This window comes from Streptomyces sp. NPDC048277 (assembly GCF_040652235.1).
GTDB lineage: Bacteria > Actinomycetota > Actinomycetes > Streptomycetales > Streptomycetaceae > Streptomyces.
In genome coordinates this window covers 49,619-74,778 of sequence record NZ_JBEZLQ010000012.1, presented here as the reverse complement: position 1 = coordinate 74,778, position 25,160 = coordinate 49,619, and the positions used below count along the sequence as shown (strand labels likewise).

Sequence of the window (25,160 nt, the reverse complement as noted above, 5' to 3'; positions counted from 1 at the left end):
CGACGTACCCGCAGTCGCCGACGACACGGCACCCGGCAACCCGATGGGCGCCTACCGATCCCTCCCGCACGCATAAGCCAACGGCGAGATCAGCTCCTCCGCATCCGGCAGCCACCGGTTCGCCGGCGTCGGCCGGCAGGCCCACTGCACCGCCCCCCGCGACCCGTACCGCGTCGGCGGCGCGGAGACGTACGCCCCCTCCCCCAGCGCCGTGAGGTCCAGCGACATCGGTGACCAGCCCAGCTTCCGTACCAGTTCCGGCACCTTCACCGCCGCCCCCGGCAGCACGAAGAACTGCATCCGGCGGTCGGGCGTCAGCGTCACCGGCCCGAGCATCAGCTCCATCCGCTCCATCCGGGCGAGGGCCAGGAAACCCGCCGTCTCCGGGACGGACAGCGCGTCGAAGGTACGTCCCGTGGGCAGCAGGATCGACGCCGTCGGCTGCTTCTGCCACATCCGGCGCGCTACCGTCGCACTACCGGTCGCCTGCGACGCCCAGTCCGTGCGCGCCGCGTGCGCGCCGGGCGCCGCGCACGCGACCTCCCCGCAGGAGCAGCGCTGCACCCCCTCGGCCGCTTCCAGCCAGGTGCCCGGGAAGACGTCCCAGTGGCGCTCCTCGGCGTAGCGTACGGCGGTCTCCAGCAGCGATTCCCCACGCTGCTTCGGAATCTGAGCGGCTTCGGTGCCCACGATCGTCTCTTCCACGCTCAACACAACTCCCGCGCCCACCTGGAGTTACGGGCGTAGCGCGCGCGGGGGAGGAGCATCTTTTCCGCAACTGGGGCGCATGGATGCACGTGTGGGGGCGCGCAGGAGGAACCGGGGCGTGAGCGGGTAGTCACAAGTGGGGGGTTGGCAGCGGTGGTACTCACAGTTCCGCTGCGTTTACCCGGCAATCCTCGCATGTCCTGCATTTTCGGTATGTCCGCTGGGCAGTGATCGGCAAGGCCGGATCTTTTCCCTACAGGGAGTTCGCAGGGGGTACGCCATGGCCGCAAGGCCTCTCGTCGCGCGGCAGCCGAACGAACGGTTGCAGGCGCTCATCCAGGAGGCGGGGTGCTCGAACGCCGGGCTCGCCCGCCGGGTCAACATGTGCGGCGCCGAGCACGGTCTCGACCTGCGGTACGACAAGACGTCCGTGGCCCGCTGGCTGCGCGGCCAGCAGCCGCGGGGCCGGGCGCCCGCGATCATCGCCGAGGCGCTGGGGCGCAAGCTGGGCCGTACGGTCACGATCGACGAGATCGGCATGGCCAACGGCAAGAACCTCGCGTCCGGCGTCGGTCTCCAGTTCTCGCCGACGGTACTGGGGGCCATCGAGCAGGTCTGCGAGCTGTGGCGCAGCGACGTGGGGCGCCGGGACTTCCTGTCCGGCTCCTCCGTCGCCGCGTCCGCCCTGGTCGAGCCCAGCCGGGACTGGCTGATCTCGGCACCGGACGCGCAGGTCGCGCGGCAGGCGGGGCCGCGGGTCGGGCCGTCCGACGTCGAGGCCGTGAAGGCGATGACACAGGCGCTGACGGACCTGGACCACCAGTTCGGCAGCGGGCATGTGCGCCCGGTCGTCGTGCACTACCTCAACAGCGTGGTCTCGGGGCTGCTGGCGGGCTCCTACCGGGAGTCGGTCGGGCGGGAGTTGTTCGCCGCGGTGGCCCGACTCACCGAACTCGCCGGGTACATGGCCGTCGACACCGGCCAACCGGGGCTGGCCCAGCGCTACTACATCCAGTCCCTGCGCCTCGCGCAGGCGGCCGGTGACCGCGGTTACGGCGGTTATGTGCTCGCCGCCTCGATGAGCCACCTCGCCGCGCAGCTCGGAAACCCGCGGGAGATCTCCCAGTTGGCGAGGGCGGCGCAGGAAGGGGCGCGCGGTCGCGTGACCCCGCGCGCGGAGGCCATGTTCTTCGCGGCCGAGGCCCGCGGCCACGCCCTACTGGGCGATGCGCGGGCGGCGCAGCTGGCGTCCGGGCGGGCGGTCTCGGCGATGGAGGCGGCCGATCCGTCCTCCGGGGACGACCCGGCGTGGATCGCGCACTTCGACGAGGCCTATCTGGCCGACGAGTTGGCGCACTGCCACCGCGACCTGGGCCAGGCCGAGGCGGCCGCGAGGTGCGCCCGGCAGTCGCTGGACGGCCACCCGGAGACCCGGGCGCGGCGCCGGGCGATCGGCTATGTGCTCCTCGCCACAGCCCAGGTGCAGCAGCGCGAGATCGAACAGGCCTGCGCCACCGGCATGAAGGCGGTGGAGCTCCTGGAGACGGTCCGCTCCAACCGGGGCGCCGAGTACCTGGACGACTTCCAGCAGCGGCTGGAGCCGTTCCGGGACGAACCGGTCGTCAGGGAGTTCGGCGCACGCCTGGACCTGCAGGCGGCCGCGTGAATTCATGCCCCGCGGATGCGTGAACGTGTGGGAAACCACACCTTGCCGCGCAAGAAGCGGCATATACAGCGCACCGCGGGGCGGGTTTGTTACTGCTGTCACAGGGAACAAGATCGCGCCTTCGGCTGCGTGGCACCTGGCTGAGGGGACCCGGTAGCGTGAACCGACGATTCACAAGGTCCCCCATTAGTAGGAGTCCCGGTGACGCAGAGTGGACAGGGCGAGCCCGCGCGCGAAGGCATCGTGCTGCCCTCCGACGGTAGCGAGCCCCTGTTGCCGGGCATGACGGCCGGTCCCGTACCCATATCGCCCCCGCCCGCCCCCGCCCCGGCGCCCTCCGAGGGCCAGGCCTGGGGGCAGCCGTGGGGCCCCGGCCACCAGCAGGGTGCGCCGCAGTCCCCGCAGGGCTGGCCGCAGGCGGCCGGCCAGGAGTGGATCGCCCCCGAGGAGCCCCCCGCCTGGAACGGCCAGTCGCACGCCGGCCAGGCGCAGGCCCCGGGAGCCGGCCCGCTCCCGCCGGAGGGGATGTCCGCACCGTCGTACGGCGGCGGCTACGAGCAGTCGTACGGCTACGGCGCCCAGCCCCAGCAGTCGTACGGCGCACCGCTGCCCCCGGCCGCCGGGCCCGACCCCTACGGCGCTCCGGGTGCCGCGCTGCCCTCCGCCGTCCCGCACGGCGGTCACGGCGGTCTCCCGGGTCTCCCCGGCGCGCTGCCGTCCGCCGACGAGGGCGCGACCCAGTACATCCCGCCGGTGCCCGCCGCTCCGGTGGACGAGGGCGCCACGCAGTACATCCCGCCGGTGGCGGCCGCCCCCGAGGGGGCCACCCAGCTGATTCCGCCGGTGGGCCCCGGTGCGCTGCCGCCGGAGAACTCGCACGAGCAGACCGCCTACCTGGGCCGGCAGCCCGCGCAGCACTCCGACGCCGAGGCCACGCAGTACATCGCGCCGTACCCGGCCGGCGGCCCGCAGGGCACCGACCGGCAGCCGCCCGCGGAGTTCGACAACCTCTTCCGCAGCGCGTCGGGCGGCGAGCCCCCGGCCGCGTCCACGGCCCAGCTGCCCCGTTTCCAGCAGCAGCCGCAGCCGTCCTACACCCCGCCCCCGCCGTCGTACGACCACTACGGCCAGGGCCATGACGGCGACGGTGACGGCCGGGGCGGTCGTACCAAGTCGAAGGTGCCGCTGATCGCGGCCGTCGGGATCGGCATCGCCGTCCTCGGGATCGGGGCCGGTGCCCTGCTCAGCGGGGGCAACGGAAGCTCGGGCAGCGACAGCAAGACGGTGTCCGCCTCCGCGTCCGCCACCGGCGGCTCCTCGTCGGCCGCGGCCGATCCGGCGAAGGCGCAGGCCGTCGCCCTGGACAAGCTGCTCGCCGACAGCGGCAGCAGCCGGGCCTCGGTGATCAGCGCCGTCGCCAGTGTGAAGCAGTGCAACAACCTGGACGGTTCCGCCTCGGATCTGCGCACCGCCGCCCAGCAGCGCACGGAGCTGGTCACCCGGCTGTCGAAGCTGTCCGTCGACAAGCTGGCGAACAACGCCGAGCTGACCGCCGCCCTCACCAAGGCCTGGCAGGCCTCCGCGAACGCCGACAACCACTACGCGGCCTGGGCCGACCAGGTGGGCGGGAAGCACGGCTGCCGCAAGGGCCAGGCCCGCAGCACCGGCCAGACCGCCGCCGGCAACCGCGAGAGCGGCACCGCCAGCAGCCAGAAGGTGAAGGCGGCCGCGCTGTGGAACACGATCGCGAGCAAGTACGGACTGACCCAGCGGCAGCCGACGCAGCTCTGAGAGCGGTGCGGCCGGCCAGGCCGGCTCAGCTGAGGTCGGCGTTCTCCAGGATCGTCGTCATGTCGAGGGCGCCCTTGTTCGCCGACTGCAGCAGGCCGCCCTTGACGGTCTGGACGTTCACGTCGGCGTTGACCAGCCGGGAGAAGCCGGCCGCGGCCAGCTTGCCCTGGTAGGGCCAGCTCAGGGTCGGGGTGAGGTCGCCGGTGGATACCTTCAGGCCGTTGTTGAGGGTACGGCGCACGCTGTCGGAGCTCACCTCGCCGCCGCCGATCTTGTTCAGGGCGGCCGTCAGGACCTTGAAGGCGACCCAGGTGGTCTGCACCCCGGCGTCGGCCGGGTCGATCCGGTTGTCGCCGAAGGCCTCCTTGTTGATGACCTTCTTCATGTCGTCCCAGCGCGAGTCCGAGGCCACCGGGTACCAGCCGGTGATGTACGACCCCTCGTACGGGCCGCTCGCACCGCCGGTGGAGTTGATCACCGTCTGGTCGACGCTGCCGATCTCGGCGGCCGTCTTCACCTTGGGGTAGTCGTTGCGGGCGCGCTGGAAGTTGTCCATGAAGGTGGCCGTGCGGTCCCCGAGCTCGGGCACCACGCAGCCGGTCTTCAGCGAGTCCGAACTGGCGCTCTGCAGCGCCTTCTGCGACTGCTGGTCGTACTCGGTGAGGTCCTCGGCCGCGAGCTGGTCGATCGACTTGGCGTGGCCGCCCGCCTTCAGGCCCGAGTCGAGCAGCTGGGGCAGCTGGTCGCCGGCGATGCTGTCGGGGCGGACCAGGGTGACCGGGCCGCAGGTGTCGGCGAGCGCCTTTCCGAGCCCGGCCAGCAGGGTGAGCTGGCCGCCGTTGACCGGGTAGGAGACGGGGCTGGTGAACTCGTCGTTCGACGCCCCGTAGCCGCCTATGTAGGGGATGGCCGCGCCCTCGAGAGGGGCGAAGTAGGAGTCGCCGTACTGGCTGTAGGAGCCGACCACGGCGACGACGTCCTCGTCGACCGCGCGCTGGGCGCAGTTCGCGGCGCCCACGCTGGTGTTGTGGTCGTTGCAGGTGAGCAGCTTGAGTTTGTGGCCGCTGATGCCGCCCTGGGAGTTGATCCAGCGGACGATGGCGGAGGCCATGGCGGGCATGCCGGGCTTGTTGGTGGCGCTGGTGCCCTGCGGCGCCCAGGTCATGACCTTGATCTCGTCGCTCCCGGAACCCGACATCCCTGGGACGGTGCCGCAGCCGGCGGCCAGTGACGCACAGGCCGCCATGGCCACCGCCGACAGGGCGGTGGCCCTGACGGGACGACGGGTCGAGGGGGGGAAGGTGCTGCGCTGGGGTCGCCTGCCGGTCATGGACACGCACGATTCCGCCACATCAATAACCCGGGAGTGACCCATGGTCAACGAGAGGTGACACGGAGGTGAATTGCGGGGGCCTGTCGCGTGCGGGTGGCGGGGAACGTACGATCGATGACCGTGCAAGGTTCGGAGAACTCTTCCCGTCGTGGCCGTCGCTCCTCCACCATGGGCGACATGCCACTCAATGACATGCCGTGGTGGCGCTGGCGCAGCAATGTGCGCTCCGCGCTGCACATGCTCTCCGACCCGGAGTTCCAGCGGAACGTCTGGCTGGCCGGCCAGGACGGGTACGGCGATGTGACCGACGCGGTCTACCGGCTGGTCGAGGACACCTGGCTGGACAACTGGTCCGCCGAGAAATACGTCGGGACGATATTCCGCGACTCGCAGGAGGCGGCGCTCGTCGACACCGCCGTGCTGCGGGTGCTGCGGATCATGCACCAGGTGGGGCCGGACGCGGCGGTCTCCGTGTACCTCGACCACGAGGCGTGGCCGGACGCGGTCCGCGCGGCCCGGGACGCGCACATACGTCTCGCGACGAGCGACGGCGACGACCCGGAGACGCCGCCGCGCAGCCTCGAGGTGCTGCGGATCATCACGCGGGCCGCGTAGGCCCGTGCAGGTCCGCGTGGCGGACAGGAACCGACGTGGGCGGCGGGGCATGAGACCCTGTGGTGCATGACCGATCAGTCCACCCGAGCCCAGGCCGCCCCGGCCGACCAGTACGTCCTCACGCTTTCCTGCCCGGACAAGAAGGGCATCGTGCACGCCGTGTCGAGCTACCTCTTCATGACCGGCTGCAACATCGAGGACAGCCAGCAGTTCGGGGACCACGACACTGGTCTGTTCTTCATGCGCGTGCACTTCTCGGCCGAGGCGCCGGTGACGGTCGACAAACTCCGGGCGAGCTTCGCGGCGGTCGGTGACTCCTTCCGCATGGACTGGCAGATCAACCGGGCGGACGACAGGATGCGCGTCGTCCTCATGGTCAGCAAGTTCGGGCACTGCCTGAACGACCTGCTCTTCCGTGCCAGCATCGGTGCGCTGCCGGTGGAGATCGCGGCCGTCGTCTCCAACCACACCGACTTCGCCGAACTGGTGGAGTCGTACCACATTCCCTTCCGCCATATCCCGGTGACGAAGGAGACGAAGTCCGACGCCGAGGCCGAGCTGCTCGACCTCGTCCGGGACGAGGACGTCGAACTGGTGGTGCTGGCCCGCTATATGCAGGTCCTCTCGGACGACCTGTGTAAGCAGCTCAGCGGCCGGATCATCAACATCCACCACTCGTTCCTGCCGAGCTTCAAGGGCGCGAAGCCGTACCACCAGGCGCACGCGCGGGGCGTCAAGCTGATCGGGGCGACGGCGCACTACGTGACGGCCGACCTCGACGAGGGCCCGATCATCGAGCAGGAGGTCGAGCGGGTCGGCCACGACGTCACCCCGGACCAGCTGGTCGCGATCGGCCGCGACGTGGAGTGCCAGGCGCTGGCGCGGGCGGTCAAGTGGCACGCGGAGCGCCGCATCCTGCTGAACGGCCGCCGGACGGTCGTCTTCGCCTGACGGTTCCCTTCCGGGCGAGGGCGAGGTGCCGCTCAAAGGGCGAGGTGGTCCGGTCGTGGCGCGAGTGCGGGTGGTGCGTGGTTGCTCGCGCAGTTCCCACCCACCCGCAGCCGCCGATGACTGCGCAACCCACCTCCCCCGTGGGCTACATACGGCTCAGGCTCGCCGCCGCGAAAAGGACGTCCCTGATCGCGGCCCGGTCCCCGAGCTGTCCCGCGGCCGCCTCCTCCGGGGACACGTGGCCCGCGGCCAGCCGGCAGAACTCCACGTCGTCCAGCGCCACGTGCGCCACCTCGTGCTCCGCCGAGCCCACCGCCCCCGGCGAGTCCAGCGGGATCAGCCACTCGCCGCCGCCGTTGCCCTCGATCTCCAGCCGCAGGCTTCGGCCCGGCCGTCCCGCAGGGACCAGATGGGGGGTCTGCCCGGGCGACGCCAGCCCCGCCCGCCGGCGCTCGGCCAGCACGGAGGGCAGCATGCGCGCCGCGAGGTCGATCATCCCGTGCAGGTGCCTGGGGGCCGGGGGCCCGTAGGGGTAGTCCACGGCCTCCGCGATGTCCTCCGCGTGCACCCAGCACTCGAAGGCCCGGTCCAGCATCGCGTCGTGCAACGGCAGCGCGAAGTCGCCGTACGACACCCCGAGCCGCCCGGCGCTGCCGCCGGTGAAGGAGACGGTCTGCACGAGCTGGTGGCTCTGCTCCCGCCAGGGCACCCGCACCGCACGGGTCGGCGGGAAGTGCGAGGCCTGCCAGAAGGCCTCGGTGCGGGCGGCCGGGCCCGGCGCGGGCGAGTCCCCGAGGGGGTCGTCCAGGCCGAGTGCCACCGCCACCAGCCCGTCCACCGACAGCAGATGGGCGATGACCCCGGCGACCGTCGTACGGCGGCTCGTCGGCGCCTCGCCGTCGAACCAGCGCAGCCGCACCGGTGTGTGCCACTCCGCGTCGCCGATGTCCTGGAGCAGCGCGTCCAGGCGGGCGGTCTCGGCGTCGTAGGGTGCCGCCCAGCCGGGGACCGGGATCCGGGCCGGCCGGCGCTCCAGGCAGCTCTCCAGGACGCGGGTGCGCAGCCCGGGGTCGAGGTCGAGGCTCTCCGGCTGGTGCAGCAGGCCGACCGCCTCGCGCAGCCGCCGCGCCTCGTCCGCGCAGGCCCCGCAGTCGCCGAGGTGGACCTCGACGGCAAGGGCCTCCGCCGTCGAGCACGCGGCCAGCGCCCATGCCCCGAGCAGCGACTTCAGGACGTCGTGCGGCAACTCCAGCGGTACGGGCGGCAGGTCGTCCGGTGCGGGCAGCGGCTGCCCGCCGTCCTCGACGGAGGCCCGGGGCAGCGGTATGCGCGGCGGGCCGCCGGGTTCGCCGCCGCCGTCGCGCGGCACGTCACCGCCCCCGGAGCCGCCCGGTGCCTCGAAGGCGTCGCTCACGCGCCACCCCCGTATCCCGGCGGTGAGCCGGCGTCGTGCGCGGTGGACAGCAGCTGCAGGCCCAGGCGCAGCCGGCGGCGGGCCTCGTCCTCGGTGACGCCGAGGTCCACCGCGGTCTGCCGGTAGTCGCGGCGCTGGAAGTAGGCGAGCTCCAGGGCGGTGCGCAGCGGGGTCGGCATGGAGTGGACGATGTAGTCCGCGCGGGCGGCGACGGAGGCGCGCCGCACCTTGCGCTCCAGCTCCTGAGCGGCCTCCTCGAAGCCGGGGTCGCCCGGGGTGAGCGCGGCGGTCTCGGTGGCACGCAGGCGCTGCACGGCGAGCCGGTGGGTCAGCGCGGCGACCCAGGAGCGCAGCGGGCCCTGCCGGGGGTCGTAGGCGTCGGGGTGCTCCCAGACATGGGCGAAGACCTCGCGGGTTATGGAGTCGGCGGCGCTCTCGTCCCCGAGGACGCGGTGGGCGAGGCCGTGCACGAGCGAGGCGAAGCGGTCGTAGAGCTCACCGAGGGCGGCCGCCTCGCCGCGCGCGAGCCGCTGCTGCATCGTGCGGTCCCAGCGGGGCGGTACGTCCTTCTTCGCCATGCGGCCCCCTCCCCGTGCCCGTGTCCAGCGTGTCTCCACCGTCACCTCGAATGTAGTCGGCACGTCCGACCACGCACGCCCCTTTGTGGCAATGCGCGCCCCCTGACGGACTGCGGGTGGTATGAGGCCCCCTCCTTGTGTTCTTTCAGGTGTTCTTCCGGCTCTTGATCGAACAGGATCGATAGTGACCGAAACGAGACCCTTCCTGATCGTCGCTCGTTTGTCATCCAAGGTTTCGGGGAACGGCCGCTGGGCAGCCGCGCGAAAAGAAGCGTAGGAACTGGCTCCGTTTCCGGGCGGTTCCGGGAGATCCGGCGAGCGGAGGGCTGAGCCGTGGCTTTCAAGGTGACCGGCGTCGAACAGGACGGGTGGGCTGTTCTCGGGGTGTCGGGCGAACTGGACCTGGTGACCTCACCGGTGCTGCGCCAGCGGGTGCACGACGCGGTGGCCGAGGGGCACCACAGCCTGGTCCTCGACCTCTCCGACGTCTTCTTCTGCGACTCCAGCGGTGTCGGCGTCCTCATCGCCGCCCGCCGGCTGATCCGCTCCTGCCGGGGCCGGCTGCGGCTGATACTGCCCGCCCACGGCGCGAGTGACGGTTCTCACGTCAACCGGGTCCTCGGTGCCCTCGGCGTACGACGGCTGTTCGATGTGTACGCCGACATCGACAGCGCGACCGCGGACGAGGAGGACCCGCTGTCCGCGTAGCCGGTGGTCCGCGGCGCCCACGGCCGACAGCGCCCATAGCCGACGATCACGACAGTGCCACATTGTTGTCGCGGAATTCCCCCGGTCTTGGCACAACCGTCGTTTTCGCGCTCCCGGGCCGCCGCCCGCGTCGTACGCTCCCTGCGAGATGAACCCCCACGTCACGTAAGGCGGCCCGAACAGACATGGTCAGCACCGAGTACGAGCGACGGATCGCCGCCCGGTTCGCAACCTTCGACCAGGACGGCAACGGCTGGATCGACCGCGGGGACTTCAACGCGGCGACCAAGGCCCTGCTCGCCGAGTTCGGCACCCCCGCCCGCTCGGACCGGGGCCAGGCCCTGTACGCGGGCGCGGAGGCCTTCTGGCAGGGCATGGCCGGCATGGCCGACCGGGACGGCGACCAGCGCATCACCCGCGAGGAGTTCGTGAGCGGAGCCGTCAAGCGGCTGCACGACAACCCCGACCGGTTCGGCGAGATCGCCCGCCCCTTCCTGCACGCCGCCCTCGCCCTCGCGGACACCGCGGGCGACGGCACGGCGAGCGTCGCCGACACCGCGCGCGTGCTGCGCGTCCTCGGGGTGCCCCCGGAGATCGCGCAGGCGGTCGCGGCCGGCCTCGACATCGACGGCGACGGCCGGGTCGCGGAGGCGGAGATCGTCCCGGCGTTCGCCCGCTACTTCACGATCCCGGAGTAGGGCTCGCGCCCTGCGCGGCCGTCCCCGAGAACCGCTCGCGCAGCTTGTACTTGAGCACCTTGCGCAGCGTCTCGTTGCGCGGAAGGGCGTCCACCACCTCGAGCCGCTCCGGCAGCTTGTGCACCGACAGTCCTTCCGCGCGCAGGTGGGCCACCACCTCCGGGAGCGTCAACACGGCTGCTCCCGGCGGCTGTTCGACGACCGCGCACACCAGCTCCCCGCGCTCCGCGTCCGGCAGCCCGACCACCGCCGCGTCGCCGACCGCGGGATGCGCGGCGAGCAGATCCTCGATCTCCTTCGCCGAGATGTTCTCGCCCTTGCGGATGATCACGTCCTTGAGCCGCCCGGTGAGGACCAGGTGACCGGTTCCGGTCATACGGCCCAGGTCGCCGGTCCGCAGGAACCCTTCCTCGTCGAAGGCCTCCGCGGTCTGCGCCGGGTCCAGATACCCCTGGCACACCGCCTCCCCCCGCAACCGCACCTCGCCGCCCTCGGCGATCCGGATCTCCATCCCCTCCGGCGGCTTCCCCTCGGTCGTCGCCAGGTTCTCCGCCGTGTCGTCCGGCGCCCCCATCGTGATCATCGGCACCTCGGTCATGCCGTACCCGTGCGTCAGCTGCACCCCCATCTCGCGTACCACCGCGTGGTACACCTCCGGCGGCTTGGGCGCCCCGCCGCCCGCGAGCAGCCGCAGCGAGGGAATCACCGCAACCCCCGGCTGCTTGCGCTGCTCGGCCAGGAACATCGAGTAGAACGCCGTCGAGCCGCCCGCCACCGTCACCCCGTGCGCGCGGTACTCCGGCAGCGCGTCCGGCAGCGCGAACTGCTCGAACATCACCGCCGGGAAGCCGTACAGCAGCAGCATCACCGTGTAGTCCGGGCCGGCGATGTGCGCGTACGGGAACGCCATCGAGCCCACGTCGTCCGCCGTGAGCCGCAGCGCGTGCGCGAGGCACGAACCGCCCGCGATGAGCGAGCGGTCCGTATGCAGAACGCCCTTGGGGTCCGAGGTGGTTCCCGAGGTCCAGTAGATCCATCGGACGGAGGTGCCCTCGGCGGGCGGGGCGGGCAGCACGGCCGGATCGCCGTCGGGCAGCCGGTCGCCGTCGTACGCCTCGAAGATTCCCTTCGCGCCCAGCCGCCGTGCCATCTCCGTGTGGTCGAAGCCGCGCCAGACGCCCGGCACGGCGAAGAACTCGGCCCTGGACTCGCGCAGGGCGAAGCCGACCTCGCGGTCCCGGTAGAAGGGGATGACGGGGGACTGGACGGCGCCCAGCCGGGCCAGCGCGAAGGACAGCACGGCCGTCTCGATCCGGGTGGGCAGCTGCCAGGCGACCACAGTGCCGGGGCGCACACCCATGCCGTACAGCCCGGCCGCCACGCGTTCGGCACGCGCGCGCAGCCCGCCGAAGGACAGGGTCCGGTCGCCCTGGAGGAACACCGGCCGGTCAGGGGTGAGTTCGGCGCGGCGGACGACCAGGTCCCAGAGCGTGCGGGAGGCGCCCAGTTCGTGTGCGACGGCCTTCGGATCGTGTGCGGTGGCGTTCGTGGCGTCCATGGCCGGGCCCCCTGCTCGCTCCGTTTACTGACGAGTCGTCAGATCGTAGGTCCTGGTGCCTTGTCGGTCCAGAGGCGCGGGGCTAGCCTGCGATATCTGACGAACCATCAGCTCCGTGGGGGTGTCTGCCGGTGGACCTGTCGTACACGCCCGAGGAGGAGGACTTCCGGGCCCGGCTGCGGGAGTGGCTCGCCAAGGCGCTGCCCGGCCTCCCGCCGAAGCCGGCGCCCGAGGACTGGCCGGGCCGCCGCGCCTACGACCTCGGCTGGCAGCGGATGCTGTACGACGCCGGGTACGCCGACGTCCACTGGGACGCCTCCCCCACCGTCCGGCTGATCTTCCTGGAGGAGACCGAGAAGGCCGGCGCGCCCTATGTGGGCGCCAACTTCGTGGGCCTCCTGCACGCAGGCCCGACCATCGCCGCCGAGGGCACCGAGCGGCAGCGGGCACGCTGGCTCGCGCCGATCCTGCGCGGCGACGAGGTGTGGTGCCAGGGCTTCAGCGAACCGGGCGCCGGCTCCGACCTGGCGGCGCTGCGCACGCGCGCGTGGCGCGACGGCGACGACTACGTGGTGAGCGGTTCCAAGATCTGGACCTCGCACGCGGAAGTCGCCGACTGGTGCGAGCTGCTGGTGCGCACGGACCCCGAGGCGCCCAAGCACCGGGGCATCACCTGGCTGGCCATGCCCATGGACGCCCCGGGCGTCACCGTACGGCCGCTGCGCACGCTCGCCGGGTCGGCCGAGTTCGCCGAGGTGTTCCTCGACGAGGTGCGGGTGCCCGTGGCCAACCGGGTGGGCGACGAGAACGACGGCTGGCGCGTCACCATGGTCACCCTCTCCTTCGAACGCGGCACGGCCTTCGTCGGCGAGGTCGTCGCCTGCCGCCGTGTCCTCGGCGACCTCGCGCGCGTGGCGCGTGGGAACGGCACCTGGGACGACCCGGCGCTGCGCCGCCGCCTCGGCCGGCTGAACGCCGAGTTCCGGGCCCTGCGGCGGCTCACCCAGTGGAACGTCAGCGAGGCGGAGGGCAAGGGCGTGCCCGGCGTCGGCGGCTCGGTCTTCAAGCTGCGCTACTCGCACGCGCGGCAGGAGCTGTACGACGCGGCGGCCGACGTGCTCGGCCCGGACGCGCTCGACCTGGACCGGCCCTGGGTCCTCGACCGCCTCTCCTCCCTCTCGTACACCATCGCGGCGGGCACGTCGCAGATCCAGCGGAACATCGTGGCCGAGCGGATCCTCGGCCTGCCGAAGGGGCGGTGACGTGCGTATCCGACGGACTGCCGAGGGGGCAGCGACGTGCGCTTTCAACTGACCGGCGACCAGCGGTCGTTGCGGGACGGAATGCGGGAGCTGCTCACCCGGCGGTTCGGCCCCGGGGTGCTGCGGGCGGCCGTCGGCGCGCCGGGGCGGCTCGACCGGGGCCTGTGGCGGGAGCTGGGGGCGGCCGGGTTCTTCGCGCTGCGGCTGCCGGAGGCCGACGGCGGGGTCGGACTGGGGCTGCCCGAGGCCGTGTTGGTCTTCGAGGAGGCCGGGCGGGCACTGCTGACCGGCCCGCTGGTGGCCACGCACCTCGCGGCGGCCGACGTGCCCGGCGCGGCCGACGGGGCGACCGTGGTGGCCCGCGCGGACGGCGGCCTGGTGGAGTGGCTGGCCGAGGCGGACGCGGTGACGGGGGACGCGTCGGGGGCCGTACCGCTGCGCTCGGTGGACCCGCTGACGCCCCTGCACCGGATCCCCGGGGCGGCCTCTGCCACGCCCCCCGACCCGGTGGCCGTGCTCCTCACCGCCGCCGAGCAGCTCGGCACGGCCACGCGCGCGTGCGAGCTCGCCGTGCAACACGCGCGGACGCGCGAACAGTTCGGACAGCCGATCGGGGCGTTCCAGGCGGTCAAGCACCTGTGCGCCGAGATGCTGGTGCGCGCCGAGACCGCGCGTGCGGCCGTCTACGCGGCCGCCGTGACCGCCGACCCGGTGGACATCGCGGCGGCCCGGCTGCTCGCCGACGAGGCCGCCGTACGCGGCGCCCGGGACTGTCTCCAGGTGCACGGCGGGATGGGCTTCACCTGGGAGGCAGAGGTGCATCTCCACCTGAAACGGGCCTGGGTGCGGGCACAGCGTGGTGGTGGAAACACGGAGAGTGAGGAGATGTTGGCCGCCGAACTGCTCGGTTGAGCGTTCGAAACGGCTCTGGTCTGCGGAATCACTGGTGCGGGTGGTCCGGATGTCGCGGATTGTGGCATACCGGAATCACGGAGCGTTGATACCGGGTTGTGTCCAACGCGTGACTCGTCACGGCCTGGAGTCGAGTGTCCCCTCGGGTACCTTCTGTGGGATGCGAGTGGTTCCGAGGACGAGCCATGCCGGCGGTGCCGTCGAAGCGGCCCCGCGGCTCATGGTGCGCGCCGCTGCTCGCAGGGCGGTAAGGGCTTGCGCCCCCGCTTGTTCGACTCCCCGCCGCGAGCGTCGCACAGTATGCCGTAGGCGTACTCCTTCGCGCTGGAATATGCCCGAAGCGCTTGTTGGGGTGACTGTACGTCAACCATGCTGTCTCGTAAGGGAATCACGTTCTGTGACCCTTGCTCTGGCCGTTGTTCTGGCCATGCAGAAAATGGCTACGATCGTGGCCTTCGTCGTACTGGTCGTCATGGCTCCGGCCGTGGCGCCGGCTCGGCGCGGGTTCATGTGTCCGCCGGTTCGGATGGTGTGAGCGGTGCAGGTGCTTCAAGTGCAGCTGGAGATCCGGCCCGACCCCGCGGAGGTGGGACGGGCCAGAAGGTGGGCCCGCTCGCGCCTCGCCGGGTCCGGCATAGCGGCGGACGAGCCGCTGGCCGAGACGATCGTCCTGCTCGTCTCCGAGCTGGTCACCAACGCGGTGGTGCACACCGGCCGTCCGGCCGTGCTGCGGCTCTCGCTGCCGGGTGCGGACCGCAGAAGCGCCGAGGAAGAGGAAGCGGTCACCGTACGGCTGGAGGTCGCCGACACCAGCAATCGCGCGCCCGTGCCGCGGTGCGCCGGCGGTGACGCGACCGGCGGCCGCGGCCTCGCCCTTGTCGACGGGCTCGCCGACCGCTGGGGCTGGAGTCCCGAAGGCGCCGGCAAGCGCATCTGGTGCGAACTCGACCGGTGTTCGGAGACCCGGCAGGGCGCGGCCATGGCGTACGGGGGCGGACTGGCCTCGTTCGAGGGGCTGGCGTTCGAGGCGGTGTGATCCCGGTGTGCGGTGATGCGCCGGGGGTTGCATCCGTGCGCGCCCATGGTGAACCGGGGCATAAGGCATAAAACGCCGGACGGGTGTTGACGCCTTGTGACCGTGTGATCACGCTTGAGGTCTGCGATTCGCCGCGAGGGGACGGCGAGGGTCTGGACGACGGACGCCCTCGCCGAGTGTGGGTCGAGTCGGACGGCGGCGTGCGGGGCCGGGTTCGGGGCCGCCCGGTGCGTGCGGCCGTCCGGGTATGGGGGGAATGGGGGAGGGTCGGTGTCACGCCGGCTTCGGCGTGACACCGGCTTCCGTGCCGGACGGCCTTCCGTGCCGTCCGGTGTCGTGCGATCTCACAGGACGGCCACGGGTGCCACCGGAGTGCCCGTCGCCCCGACGAACGGCTCGGGCATCGCCGACAGCAGGAACGCGTACCGGCCGGTTTCTCCACAGGCTGTGGACAACTCTTCGAGATTCCAGTTCTGGCCCTGGAGCATCCCCATCTCGACCAGGTCGAGGGCGTGCACGGGCAGCCACAGGTCCTCGATCTCGGGCGGGAAGATCTCGAACGTGAGGGTGTCGTTCGCGACGGCGGCCACATCGCGCGCGTGGAACCACTCCGGGGTGTGCACCGAGAGACCCGGTGACGGATAGCCGTACCCGTGCTTGTCCCCGGCGAGATACACCTGCACCTGCCCGGTCCGCACGAGGACGACGTCGCCGCTCCGGACGGTCGTCCCGGCGAGTTCCTCCGCCGCGTCCAGGTCCTCCGGCGTGACGGCGTGACCGCCCGCCAGCCGGTCCACGCCACGCGCGCGTGCCACGTCCAGCAGCACCCCGCGCGAGACGATGTGCCGCGCCGTGGCGATCCCGCTGAACTCCGCGCCGCCGTGCGCGGTCACGGTGTCCGCCGGACGGCCGTTGTACAGCTTCCCCGAGTGCGAGACATGGGTCAGCGCGTCCCAGTGGGTGCCGGCCTGCAGCCCCATGGTCACGGCGTCGTCGCTGCACGCGACGGTCCCCGGCCCGAAGAGCTCCTGGTTGATCTGCACCATGGCGTGCAGGGGGTTGACCCGCCCGGGGATCATCCCGGTCTGCACGCCGTCCTCCCGGAGCGGCAGGGCGAGGGGGACGCGGCGGCCGGTCCGTACGGTCGCCGCCGCCTCCCGCACCACCTCGTCGGTGATCAGGTTCAGCGTGCCGATCTCGTCGTCGGCTCCCCAGCGGCCCCAGTTGTTGACGCGCTTGGCGATGTCGTGAAACGCGGGATGAAGAGTCGGCGCTGACATCTCGGTCCTCCCCGGGGCTTGTGTCCGCACATCTGACGCGCCATAGAATCTAACGGTCCGTCAGAAACCGCGGGAAGGGGCCGGGCGTGGGGAACTTCTTGGCAGGCAAGGTCGTCGCCGTGACGGGTGCGGGGCGCGGTATCGGACGGGCGGTGGCGCTGGCGGCGGCCGCCGAGGGAGCCAAGGTCGTCGTCAACGACTACGGCGTCTCGATGGACGGCGGCTCGCCCACGAGCGAGGTCGCCGAGGCCGTCGTCAAGGAGATCGGGGCGGCCGGCGGGGACGCGGTCGCCGTGGCCGACGACATCTCCACGATGGCGGGCGGGCAACGGGTCGTGGACGCCGCGCTGTCGTCGTACGGCCGTCTCGACGGCGTCGTCTGCGTGGCGGGGATCCTGCGCGAACGGATGCTGTTCAACATGACCGAGGAGGAGTGGGACCCCGTGGTCGCCACCCACCTCAAGGGCACGTTCACGGTGTTCCGGGCGGCGTCGGCGGTGATGCGGAAGCAGCGCGCCGGCACGCTGATCGGCTTCACCAGCGGCAACCACCAGGGCTCGGTCTCCCAGGCCAACTACAGCGCGGCCAAGGGCGGGATCATCTCGCTGGTCCGCAGCGCGGCGCTGGGCCTGCACAAGTACGGGGTGACCGCGAACGCGGTGGCGCCGGTGGCCCGGACCCGGATGTCGGCCGGGGTCCCGATGGAACTGACGGAGATCGGCGAGCCGGAGGACGTGGCGGCGTTCGTCGTCTACCTCCTGTCGGACGCCGCGCGGGACGCGGGAATCACCGGGCAGGTGTACACGGTGGCCGGGCCGAAGATCGCGGTATGGGCCCAGCCGAGGGAACTCCGGGCCGCGTACGCGTCGGAAGGGCCCTGGACTCCGGAGCGCATCGCGGAGTCTCTGCCGGGGAGCGTGGGGGTGGATCCGATGCCGATGCTGGCGCGACTGGCGGCGATGGAGGCGGCCGCGCGGGCCGGGGAGCGGCCGAACACATGAGACGGCGGGCCGGACGCCTGCCCGCCGTTGCGGGTCACGGCGCGTGCGCGGGTGCGGCGGCACTGCGGCCGGTCGCGCGGTTCCTCGCGCCCCTGGGGGCGTGCGGTGGGTGCGCGGGTGCGGCGGCGTCGTGGCTGGTCGCGCAGTTCCTCGCGCCCCTGGGGTGTTGCGGCTGCCGGTGTGTGTATGTGCGGGGCCTCGGTCGGCTCCGCGGTTTTCGTACGGTCCCAACCCGACGCACCTCTGGAGGTCACCGTGGATTTCGGCGCAGAGCCGGAGGACGAGGTGTTTCGCAGTGAAGTCCGGATCTGGCTCGGTGAGCATGCCGAATCCGGCATGGACCGGCGCAGTTGGGAGTGCACGCTCGGGGCCGCCGGGTGGATAGGGCTCGGCTGGCCGGAGGGCGGCTACGGCAACCGCACCGCCACGCTCACCCAGCAGGTCGTCTGGGCCGAGGAGTACGCGCGGTCGGCCGCGCCGCCGCGGTCCGGGCACATCGGGGAGAACCTGCTCGCCCCGACGCTCATCGCCCACGGCACGGCCGAGCAGAAGGCCCGCTTCCTGCCGCCCGTCGCCGCGGGCGAGGAACTGTGGTGCCAGGGGTACAGCGAGCCGGGTGCCGGGTCCGACCTCGCCGGCGTGCGGACCGCGGCCGTACGGGACGCGGACGGCTACCGCGTCTCCGGGCAGAAGATCTGGACCTCGCTGGCGCACGAGGCCGACTGGTGCTTCGTCCTCGCCCGCACCGACCCCGGCTCGCGACGCCACCACGGCCTCAGCTTCCTGCTCGTGCCCATGGACCAGCCGGGCCGTATCGAGGTCCGCCCCATCCGCCAGATGACCGGCACCAGCGACTTCAACGAGGTCTTCTTCGACGGGGCGCACGCGCGCGTGGAGCACGTCGTCGGCGGCGAGGGCAACGGCTGGCGCGTGGCCATGAGCCTGCTCGGCTTCGAGCGCGGGGTGTCGACCCTCGCCCAGCAGATCGGGTTCGCTGAGGAGTTGGGGCGAGTGGTGCGGGACGCCATGGCGACCGGCGCCGCCGACGATCCTGTCGTACGGGAGCGGCTGGTGCGCCAGTGGGCGGAGTTGCGGGTCATGCGGTGGAACGCCCTGCGCACGCTGGGCGGTTCGGCCGCCGAACCGGGCGCGCCCAGCGTGGCCAAGCTGCTGTGGGCCGGCTGGCACCAGCGGCTCGGAGAACTCGCCGTGCAGGTGCGCGGCGCGGCCGCGAGCGTCGGCCCGGCCGACTGGTCGGCCTCCGCGCCGTACCGGCTGGACCCCGCCCAGCACCTGTTCCTCTTCTCCCGGGCCGACACCGTCTACGGCGGCTCGGACCAGATCCAGCGCACGATCATCGCCGAGCGCGTGCTCGGCCTGCCGAGGGAACCGAAGGGGGTCGAGTCGTGATGCGCGGTGTCGTGTTCGACGGCAAGCAGGTGCAGGTCGTCGACGATCTGGACGTACGGGAACCGGGGCCGGGGGAGGTGCTCGTCGCCGTCGCGGCGGCCGGACTCTGCCACAGCGATCTGTCCGTGGTGGACGGGACCATACCTTTCCCCGTTCCTGTGGTGCTGGGCCATGAGGGCGCCGGCGTGGTCGAGGCCGTGGGTGTGGGCGTCAGCCATGTGGTGCCGGGGGACCATGTCGCGCTGTCCACGCTCGCCAACTGCGGTGCCTGCGCCGACTGCGACCGGGGCCGGCCGACCATGTGCCGCAAGGCCATAGGGCGCCCGCAGAAGCCGTTCACGCGCGGCGGGCGGGCGATCTACCAGTTCGCGTCCAACTCGGCGTTCGCGGAACGCACGGTCGTCAAGGCCGTGCAGGCGGTGCGGATCCCGAAGGACGTGCCGCTGACGTCGGCCGCGCTGATCGGCTGCGGCGTGCTGACCGGGGTGGGCGCCGTACTCAACCGCGCCCGCGTCGACCGCGGCGACACCGTGCTGGTCATCGGCACCGGCGGGATCGGGCTGAACGTCATCCAGGGCGCGCGGATCGCGGGCGCCCTGCGGATCGTGGCCGTGGACGCCAACCCGGCCAAGGAGGAGGTGGCCCGGCAGTTCGGGGCGACCGACTTCCTGACCTCGACGGAGGGCGTCAAGGACCTGCTGCCGACCGGGGTGGACCACGCCTTCGAGTGCGTCGGCCGGGTCGAACTGGTCCGCCAGGCCGTCGACCTCCTGGACCGGCACGGCCAGGCCGTCCTCCTCGGCACCCCCGCCGCCACCGCCGAGGCGTCCTTCGTCGTCGCCTCCATGTTCCTCGACAAGTCCATCCTGGGCTGCCGCTACGGCTCCTCACGCCCCCAGCACGACATCGCCCTGTACGCCGAGCTGTACCGCCAGGGACGCCTGATGCTCGACGAACTGGTGACCGAGACCTACCCGGTGGAGGACTTCGAGAAGGCCCGGTCCGACGCGGAGGCGGGACGGGTGGCACGGGGCGTGCTCACGTTCTAGGAAGCGCGGGCGGGCGGGTTGTCCACAGGGCCGGGAAAACCCCTCGGCGTTGTCGGTGCCCGGCCCTACCGTCGTCCCATGCCCTACCGAGACGTCGTGTCCAAACAGGTCCTGATCTGGGCCTGCACCGCCGTGGGTGCCCGGATGCCGGTCGCCATGGCCCCGTTGGCGCTGGTGTTCCTGGTGCGGGAGCGCCCCGGTGGCTACTCCCTGGGCGCGATGATCGCGGCGGCGTACGTGATCGGCGAGATCCTGTGCGCGCCCGTGCTCGGGATGCGGCTGCGACCCGAGCGCGCCCGGCTGCACCTGGCCGTCGGACTCGCGGTCGGGGCCGCGGCGTTCGCGGGGCTCGGCGGCCTCCCCGACGCGCACCCGGCCGTCCTCGCCGGGCTCGCGTTCGTCGCCGGTGCCGCACCGGCCGCCGCCACCGGGGGCCTGCGGACCCTGCTCACCACGCTGGTCCCGGAGCGTGCGGCCGCGCAGGCGCTGTCCGTCGAGTCGATCCTGACGGCCGCCGTGTGGGCCGCCTCCCCGGCCGCGGTGGCCGGTCTGGCCCTCGGGGCCGCCCCCGCCGTCCCGTTGCGGCTTGCGGCCGTCCTCATGGCCTCGTCGGCGGCCGGGCTGTGGTTCCTGCCGGCTGCCTGGGGCGTGGGCGGGCGGGCCGGGGCCGACGCACCCCTCGCGCGCGTGCTGGCCGGTGCCTGGCCGGTGTACGTCACGGGCGCCGCCAGTCTGACCCTGCTCGGGCTGTCCGAACTCGTCCTGCCCGCCCTGCTCGAACAGCGCGGGATCGGCGTCGGCTGGTCGGGTCCGCTGCTGGCCGGGATGGCGGTGGGCGGCGGGCTCGGCGCGTTCCTGCACGGCCTGCGCGCCTGGCCGGGCCGGCTGCGCACCCACAGCATGCTGCTGATGACCGGTACGGCGGCCTGCACGACGCTCGCCGCGCTGATACCGCACACGGCGGGCATCGCGGTCGCGCTCGTCGTGGGCGGCATGCTCCAGTCCGCCGCGATGCTCACCCGCAACCTGGCGCTGCGCGCGGCCCTTCCGGCGCGTGCCCATGCCGCCGGGTACTCGGTCATGTACGCGGCCGCGGGCGCCGGTTACGCGGCGACCGGCTCCCTCGCCGGTGCGCTGCTGCGGGTGGTGGCGCCGTCCACGGCCGTGCTGGCCGGGGTGGGGGTGACGCTGCTGCTCAGCGCGGTCGGCTGGTGGGGTGAGGTGCGGCGCGCCGGGAGGTCAGCGCGGGGCGCCGACGCCGCCGTGGCGGGCACCGGTGCTCGCCCCGGTGCTCGCCCCGGTGCGGAAGGTCCGGCGATAGGCGGTCGGGGTGACGCCGAGCACTGCCTGTAGGTGCTGGCGCATCGACTGGGCGGTGCCGAAGCCGGCGTCGCGGGCCACCTGGTCGACGGAGAGGTCGGTGGACTCCAGGAGGTGGCGGGCCCGTTCGACGCGCTGCTGGGTGAGCCACTGGCCGGGGCTGACGCCGGTCTCCTCACGGAAGCGGCGCGTGAAGGTCCGTACCGACATGGCCTCCTGTTCGGCCATGTCACGGAGCTGGATGGGCTCGTGGAGGCGGCCCAGGGCCCAGGCGCGGGCCGCCGTGGTGGTGGCGACCTGGGCGTCGGGGACCGGGCGGTGGATGTACTGGGCCTGGCCGCCGTCCCGGTGCGGGGGCACGACCGTGCTGCGGGCCACGTTGTTGGCGACGGCCGTGCCGTGGTCGCGGCGGACCATGTGCAGGCACAGGTCGATGCCGGCGGCCACCCCGGCGGAGGTCAGCACGTCGCCGTCGTCGATGAACAGGACGTCCGCGTCCACCTCCAGCTGCGGGAACAGCTTCTGCAGGTGGTCCGCGTGGGCCCAGTGCGTGGTCGCCGGGCGGCCGTCGAGGTAGCCGGCGGCGGCCAGGACGTAGACGCCGGTGCAGATGGAGGCGAGCCGGGTGCCGGGGCGGATCCGGGCCAGGGCGGCGGCCAGCTCGGGGGTGAGGACGCCCTCGTCGAAGACCGGGCCCAGCTCGTACGACGCCGGGACGATCACCGTGTCGGCGGTGGCCAGCGCCTCCGGGCCGTGCGTCACGTGGATCGCGAAGTCGGCCTCGGTCTCGACCGGCCCCGGCGGCCGGATCGAGCAGGTCACGACCTCGTACAGAGGCCGGCCCCGCGCGTCCTTGGGGCGGCCGAAGATGCGGTGCGGGATGCCCAGCTCGAAGGGGAGCAGGCCGTCCAGGGCGAGGACGACGACGCGGTGCGGACGGAAACCGGGGCCACTGCTCATGGCCCGATCCTAACGAATACTGTCCTCCCGGCCACTCGATGGAGTGAATCCGCTGGCCGAAGCTTTATGGCGTGACCCAGACAACCGAACCCGCAGCAGCCGTCGCGGACTCGAAGCCGCCCCGCTCCCCGCGCATCCACCGTGCCTGGTTCGTCGCCGCCGTCACCTTCGTCACGATCATCGGCGCGGCCGCCTTCCGCTCCCTGCCCGGCCTGCTCATCGACCCCCTGCATCAGGAGTTCGGCTGGTCACGCGGCACGATCGGCGCGGCCGTCTCCATCAACCTCGCGCTCTACGGGCTCACCGCGCCCTTCGCGGCCGCCCTGATGGACCGGTTCGGCATACGGCGGGTGGTGGCCGTGGCCCTGACCGTCATCGCGCTCGGCTCGGGCCTGACCGTGTGGATGACGGCGGCCTGGCAGCTGCTGCTGTGCTGGGGCCTGCTGGTCGGCCTCGGCTCGGGCTCGATGGCGCTCGCCTTCGCCGCCACGGTCACCAACCGCTGGTTCACCACCCGCCGCGGCCTGGTCAGCGGCATCCTCACCGCGGCCTCCGCCTCCGGGCAGCTGATCTTCCTCCCTCTCCTCTCCTGGATGGTCGAGACGTACGACTGGCGCCCGGCCGCCGTCACCGTCTCGCTCGCCGCCCTCGCGGTCGTCCCCTTCGTCTGGCTGCTGCTGCGCGACCACCCGGCCGACGTGGGCCTGAAGCCGTACGGCGCCGTCGATTTCATACCGAAGCCGGCACCGGTCACCGGGGCCGCCCGGCGCACCCTCGCGGTGCTGTCCTCCGCCGTCCGCACCGGGCCCTTCTGGCTGCTGGCCGGCACCTTCGCGATCTGCGGGGCCTCCACCAACGGCCTGGTCCAGACCCACTTCGTGCCCGCCGCCCACGACCACGGCATGCCGATCACGGCGGCGGCCTCGCTGCTCGCGGTCATCGGCGTCTTCGACGTCGTCGGCACGATCGCCTCCGGCTGGTTCACCGACCGCTTCGAACCCCGCCGCCTGCTCGCCGTCTACTACGCCCTGCGCGGCGTCTCGCTCCTCTTCCTGCCGATGCTGCTGGCCCCGACGGTCCACCCCCCGATGATCTTCTTCATCGTCTTCTACGGCCTCGACTGGGTCGCCACCGTCCCGCCCACCCTCGCCCTGTGCCGGGAGCACTACGGCGAGGACAGCGCCATCGTCTTCGGCTGGGTCCTCGCCTCCCACCAGGTCGGCGCGGCCCTCGTCGCCTACCTCGGCGGTGTCGCCCGCGACGTCTTCGGCACCTACGACATGGTCTGGTACGCCTCCGGCACCCTGTGCGCGGCGGCGGCCCTGATGGCCCTGGTGATCCGGCGGCGACCGGTGGCGCCGGTGCCCGCCCTGGGGGTCTAGCCGTCCAGTTGGGCGAACCGCCCCTGGTGGAACAGCAGCGGTCCGACGGGGCTCTCTCCCGTGCCCAGCGCGTTCACCCGTCCGACCACGATCAGATGGTCGCCCCCCGTGTGCACCGCGTGGATCGCACAGTCGATCCACGCGGCGGCACCGGCCAGCCGGGGCGCGCCCGACACCGGGGCCGCGTCGTACCTGACGCCCGCGAACTTGTCCGCGCCGCTCACCGCGAAGGCACGGCACAGCTCGCCCTGCCCGGCGCCGAGGACGTTGACGCAGAAGACGCCGGCGCGGGCGATGCGCGGCCAGCTGGTCGACGTACGGCCGACCATGAAGCAGATCAGGGGCGGGTCGAGGGAGAGGGAGGAGAAGGACTGGCAGGCGAAACCGGCGGGGGTGGAATCGCCTTCGGCGGCCGGTGCGGTGACAACGGTCACCCCGGTCGCGAAGTTCCCCAGCACCCGCCGGAACTCCGTCTGGTCGACCGGCGCCCGCTCGTCCGCGCGCACGCACCGCAACTCCGGGCGCGGCAGCGCCTCCACGGGCCCCGGCGCGGGGGCCGACCTGAGGTAACGGACGGCGGCCGCGGCCGCCCCTGCGTGTCCCATCACCCCTCCATTGAAAGTGACGGGTCGTCAGATGGGAAGGGATACGGCCGGTAAATCAAGGGATGCGGCCGGTATGTCGCTGTCATCGGCCCTGGAAACCGGGGCTTCTGCGCTCCACGAAGGCCCGCAGCCCCTCCTGGGCGTCCCGCGTTGTCATGTTGATCTCCTGCGCGGCGGCCTCGGCGGCGAAAGCGGTCGCCCGGTCGCTGTCCAGCGACGCGTTGACCAGCTGCTTCGTCAGGGCGAGGGTGCGGGTGGGGCCGATGGCCAGGCGCCCCGCCCACTCCCGGGCCGTCTTCGCCAACTCCCCGTCCGGCACGACCCGGTTGACCAGGCCCAGGCGTTCCGCCTCCGGGGCGGAGAGGGCGTCGCCGAAGAACATCAGCTCCTTGGCGCGGTGCGGCCCGATCAGGCGGGGGAGGAGGTACGCGCCGCCGCCGTCGGGGACCAGGGCGCGGCGGACGAACACCTCGATGAAACGGGCCGACTCGGCCGCCAGGACCAGATCGCAGGCGAGCGCGAGATGGGCGCCGAGACCGGCGGCGGTGCCGTTGACCGCCGCGATCACGGGCTTCTCGCAGTCGAGGACGGCGGCGACGAGGCGCTGGGCGCCGAGGCGGATGGTGCGGGCCACGTCACCGGGGACACGCTCGGCCGTGGCGCCGCCGCGCAGGTCGGCGCCCGCGCAGAAACCCCGGCCCGTTCCGGTGATGACCACGGCTCCGATCTCCGGGTCGGCGGAGGCCTCGGAAAGAAGTCGGATGACACGTTCCCGCTGGTCAGGGGTGATGGCGTTGAGGGATTCGGGGCGGTTGAGGGTGAGGCGGGCGACCCGATTGTCAGTGGCGTGCAGTACCAATGACTCAACGGATATTTCCGGCTCTTCGGGGGAATTGGACATGTTCATCTCAGTGGTCGTCTCG

The 25,160-nt window shown here is 72.5% G+C and carries 23 protein-coding genes; 14 read left to right on the top strand and 9 right to left on the bottom strand.

The window, feature by feature from the left end; genetic code table 11:
- Nucleotides 1-51 precede the first annotated feature (51 nt).
- Complete coding sequence (locus AB0D85_RS25440) at nucleotides 52-714, bottom strand: bifunctional DNA primase/polymerase (protein WP_362324318.1); 663 nt, start codon at nucleotides 712-714, stop codon at nucleotides 52-54.
- A 274-nt stretch (nucleotides 715-988) separates the two neighbouring features.
- Between AB0D85_RS25440 and AB0D85_RS25435 the strand changes: the two genes are divergently transcribed.
- A complete protein-coding gene (locus AB0D85_RS25435; RefSeq protein ID WP_362324315.1) occupies nucleotides 989-2,374 on the top strand; it encodes a transcriptional regulator in 1,386 nt (461 codons plus the stop codon).
- A gap of 201 nt (nucleotides 2,375-2,575) precedes the next feature.
- Nucleotides 2,576-4,165 carry a hypothetical protein gene (locus AB0D85_RS25430; RefSeq protein WP_362324312.1) on the top strand — a complete coding sequence of 530 codons (1,590 nt, stop codon included), beginning with the start codon at nucleotides 2,576-2,578 and terminating at the stop codon, nucleotides 4,163-4,165.
- Between the two features lie 25 nt (nucleotides 4,166-4,190).
- On the opposite strand, the gene AB0D85_RS25425 is transcribed toward AB0D85_RS25430, so the two are convergent.
- Nucleotides 4,191-5,495, bottom strand: a complete 1,305-nt coding sequence (locus AB0D85_RS25425) for an ABC transporter substrate-binding protein (protein ID WP_362324309.1) — start codon at nucleotides 5,493-5,495, stop codon at nucleotides 4,191-4,193.
- A gap of 117 nt (nucleotides 5,496-5,612) precedes the next feature.
- Here AB0D85_RS25425 and AB0D85_RS25420 point away from each other — a divergent pair, with 117 nt between their 5' ends.
- Nucleotides 5,613-6,113: a hypothetical protein gene (locus AB0D85_RS25420; RefSeq protein ID WP_362324306.1), complete on the top strand. Its 501-nt coding sequence runs from the start codon at nucleotides 5,613-5,615 to the stop codon at nucleotides 6,111-6,113.
- Nucleotides 6,114-6,179: 66 nt separating this feature from the next.
- Nucleotides 6,180-7,064 carry a formyltetrahydrofolate deformylase gene (gene purU / locus AB0D85_RS25415; RefSeq protein ID WP_362324303.1) on the top strand — a complete coding sequence of 295 codons (885 nt, stop codon included), beginning with the start codon at nucleotides 6,180-6,182 and terminating at the stop codon, nucleotides 7,062-7,064.
- Between the two features lie 145 nt (nucleotides 7,065-7,209).
- Here the strand turns inward: purU and AB0D85_RS25410 are convergent, their stop codons facing one another.
- Nucleotides 7,210-8,433, bottom strand: coding sequence for a maleylpyruvate isomerase N-terminal domain-containing protein (locus tag AB0D85_RS25410; protein ID WP_362325039.1), 1,224 nt, complete (start codon nucleotides 8,431-8,433; stop codon nucleotides 7,210-7,212).
- Between the two features lie 41 nt (nucleotides 8,434-8,474).
- Nucleotides 8,475-9,056 (bottom strand): sigma-70 family RNA polymerase sigma factor, encoded by a 582-nt coding sequence (locus AB0D85_RS25405; RefSeq protein ID WP_362324300.1) that lies wholly within the window; start codon nucleotides 9,054-9,056, stop codon nucleotides 8,475-8,477.
- Nucleotides 9,057-9,389: 333 nt separating this feature from the next.
- On the opposite strand from AB0D85_RS25405, the gene AB0D85_RS25400 reads away from it, so the two are divergent.
- Nucleotides 9,390-9,764 carry an STAS domain-containing protein gene (locus tag AB0D85_RS25400; RefSeq protein ID WP_362324297.1) on the top strand — a complete coding sequence of 125 codons (375 nt, stop codon included), beginning with the start codon at nucleotides 9,390-9,392 and terminating at the stop codon, nucleotides 9,762-9,764.
- Between the two features lie 185 nt (nucleotides 9,765-9,949).
- Nucleotides 9,950-10,462 carry an EF-hand domain-containing protein gene (locus AB0D85_RS25395; RefSeq protein WP_362324294.1) on the top strand — a complete coding sequence of 171 codons (513 nt, stop codon included), beginning with the start codon at nucleotides 9,950-9,952 and terminating at the stop codon, nucleotides 10,460-10,462.
- Here AB0D85_RS25395 and AB0D85_RS25390 read toward each other — a convergent pair.
- Nucleotides 10,446-12,020 carry an AMP-binding protein gene (locus AB0D85_RS25390; RefSeq protein WP_362324291.1) on the bottom strand — a complete coding sequence of 525 codons (1,575 nt, stop codon included), beginning with the start codon at nucleotides 12,018-12,020 and terminating at the stop codon, nucleotides 10,446-10,448. The two genes, AB0D85_RS25395 and AB0D85_RS25390, sit on opposite strands and share 17 nt — an antisense overlap.
- Nucleotides 12,021-12,151: 131 nt before the next feature.
- On the opposite strand from AB0D85_RS25390, the gene AB0D85_RS25385 reads away from it, so the two are divergent.
- The 3 genes from AB0D85_RS25385 (at nucleotide 12,152) to AB0D85_RS25375 (ending at nucleotide 15,230) form a co-directional block, all read left to right on the top strand.
- The gene (locus AB0D85_RS25385; protein WP_362324288.1) at nucleotides 12,152-13,282 is read left to right on the top strand and encodes an acyl-CoA dehydrogenase; all 1,131 of its coding nucleotides are present in this window, start codon (nucleotides 12,152-12,154) and stop codon (nucleotides 13,280-13,282) included.
- 36 nt (nucleotides 13,283-13,318) lie between these two features.
- Entirely contained in the window at nucleotides 13,319-14,194 is an 876-nt protein-coding gene (locus AB0D85_RS25380) for an acyl-CoA dehydrogenase family protein (RefSeq protein ID WP_362324285.1), read from the top strand.
- A 553-nt stretch (nucleotides 14,195-14,747) separates the two neighbouring features.
- Complete coding sequence (locus AB0D85_RS25375) at nucleotides 14,748-15,230, top strand: ATP-binding protein (RefSeq protein WP_362325036.1); 483 nt, start codon at nucleotides 14,748-14,750, stop codon at nucleotides 15,228-15,230.
- Nucleotides 15,231-15,574: 344 nt separating this feature from the next.
- On the opposite strand, the gene AB0D85_RS25370 is transcribed toward AB0D85_RS25375, so the two are convergent.
- Nucleotides 15,575-16,510, bottom strand: coding sequence for a cyclase family protein (locus AB0D85_RS25370; protein WP_362324282.1), 936 nt, complete (start codon nucleotides 16,508-16,510; stop codon nucleotides 15,575-15,577).
- Nucleotides 16,511-16,596: 86 nt separating this feature from the next.
- Between AB0D85_RS25370 and AB0D85_RS25365 the strand changes: the two genes are divergently transcribed.
- From AB0D85_RS25365 to AB0D85_RS25350, 4 genes are all read left to right on the top strand, one after another.
- The gene (locus tag AB0D85_RS25365) at nucleotides 16,597-17,511 is read left to right on the top strand and encodes an SDR family NAD(P)-dependent oxidoreductase (RefSeq protein WP_362324279.1); all 915 of its coding nucleotides are present in this window, start codon (nucleotides 16,597-16,599) and stop codon (nucleotides 17,509-17,511) included.
- 255 nt (nucleotides 17,512-17,766) lie between these two features.
- Nucleotides 17,767-18,921: an acyl-CoA dehydrogenase family protein gene (locus AB0D85_RS25360; RefSeq protein WP_362324276.1), complete on the top strand. Its 1,155-nt coding sequence runs from the start codon at nucleotides 17,767-17,769 to the stop codon at nucleotides 18,919-18,921.
- Entirely contained in the window at nucleotides 18,921-19,970 is a 1,050-nt protein-coding gene (locus AB0D85_RS25355; protein WP_362324273.1) for an alcohol dehydrogenase catalytic domain-containing protein, read from the top strand. Before AB0D85_RS25360 ends, AB0D85_RS25355 begins: the two co-directional genes overlap by 1 nt.
- A gap of 78 nt (nucleotides 19,971-20,048) precedes the next feature.
- On the top strand, nucleotides 20,049-21,323 hold the full coding sequence (locus tag AB0D85_RS25350) for an MFS transporter (RefSeq protein ID WP_362324270.1): 1,275 nt from the start codon (nucleotides 20,049-20,051) through the stop codon (nucleotides 21,321-21,323).
- On the opposite strand, the gene AB0D85_RS25345 is transcribed toward AB0D85_RS25350, so the two are convergent.
- Nucleotides 21,210-22,250, bottom strand: a complete 1,041-nt coding sequence (locus tag AB0D85_RS25345) for a helix-turn-helix domain-containing protein (RefSeq protein ID WP_362324267.1) — start codon at nucleotides 22,248-22,250, stop codon at nucleotides 21,210-21,212. The two genes, AB0D85_RS25350 and AB0D85_RS25345, sit on opposite strands and share 114 nt — an antisense overlap.
- Nucleotides 22,251-22,321: 71 nt before the next feature.
- On the opposite strand from AB0D85_RS25345, the gene AB0D85_RS25340 reads away from it, so the two are divergent.
- Nucleotides 22,322-23,632, top strand: coding sequence for an MFS transporter (locus AB0D85_RS25340; RefSeq protein WP_362324264.1), 1,311 nt, complete (start codon nucleotides 22,322-22,324; stop codon nucleotides 23,630-23,632).
- Here the strand turns inward: AB0D85_RS25340 and AB0D85_RS25335 are convergent.
- Both AB0D85_RS25335 and AB0D85_RS25330 read right to left on the bottom strand, forming a co-directional pair.
- The gene (locus AB0D85_RS25335; protein WP_362324261.1) at nucleotides 23,629-24,237 is read right to left on the bottom strand and encodes a flavin reductase family protein; all 609 of its coding nucleotides are present in this window, start codon (nucleotides 24,235-24,237) and stop codon (nucleotides 23,629-23,631) included. The genes AB0D85_RS25340 and AB0D85_RS25335 overlap by 4 nt on opposite strands.
- Nucleotides 24,238-24,319: 82 nt before the next feature.
- A complete protein-coding gene (locus tag AB0D85_RS25330) occupies nucleotides 24,320-25,138 on the bottom strand; it encodes an enoyl-CoA hydratase-related protein (protein ID WP_362324258.1) in 819 nt (272 codons plus the stop codon).
- Nucleotides 25,139-25,160 lie beyond the last annotated feature (22 nt).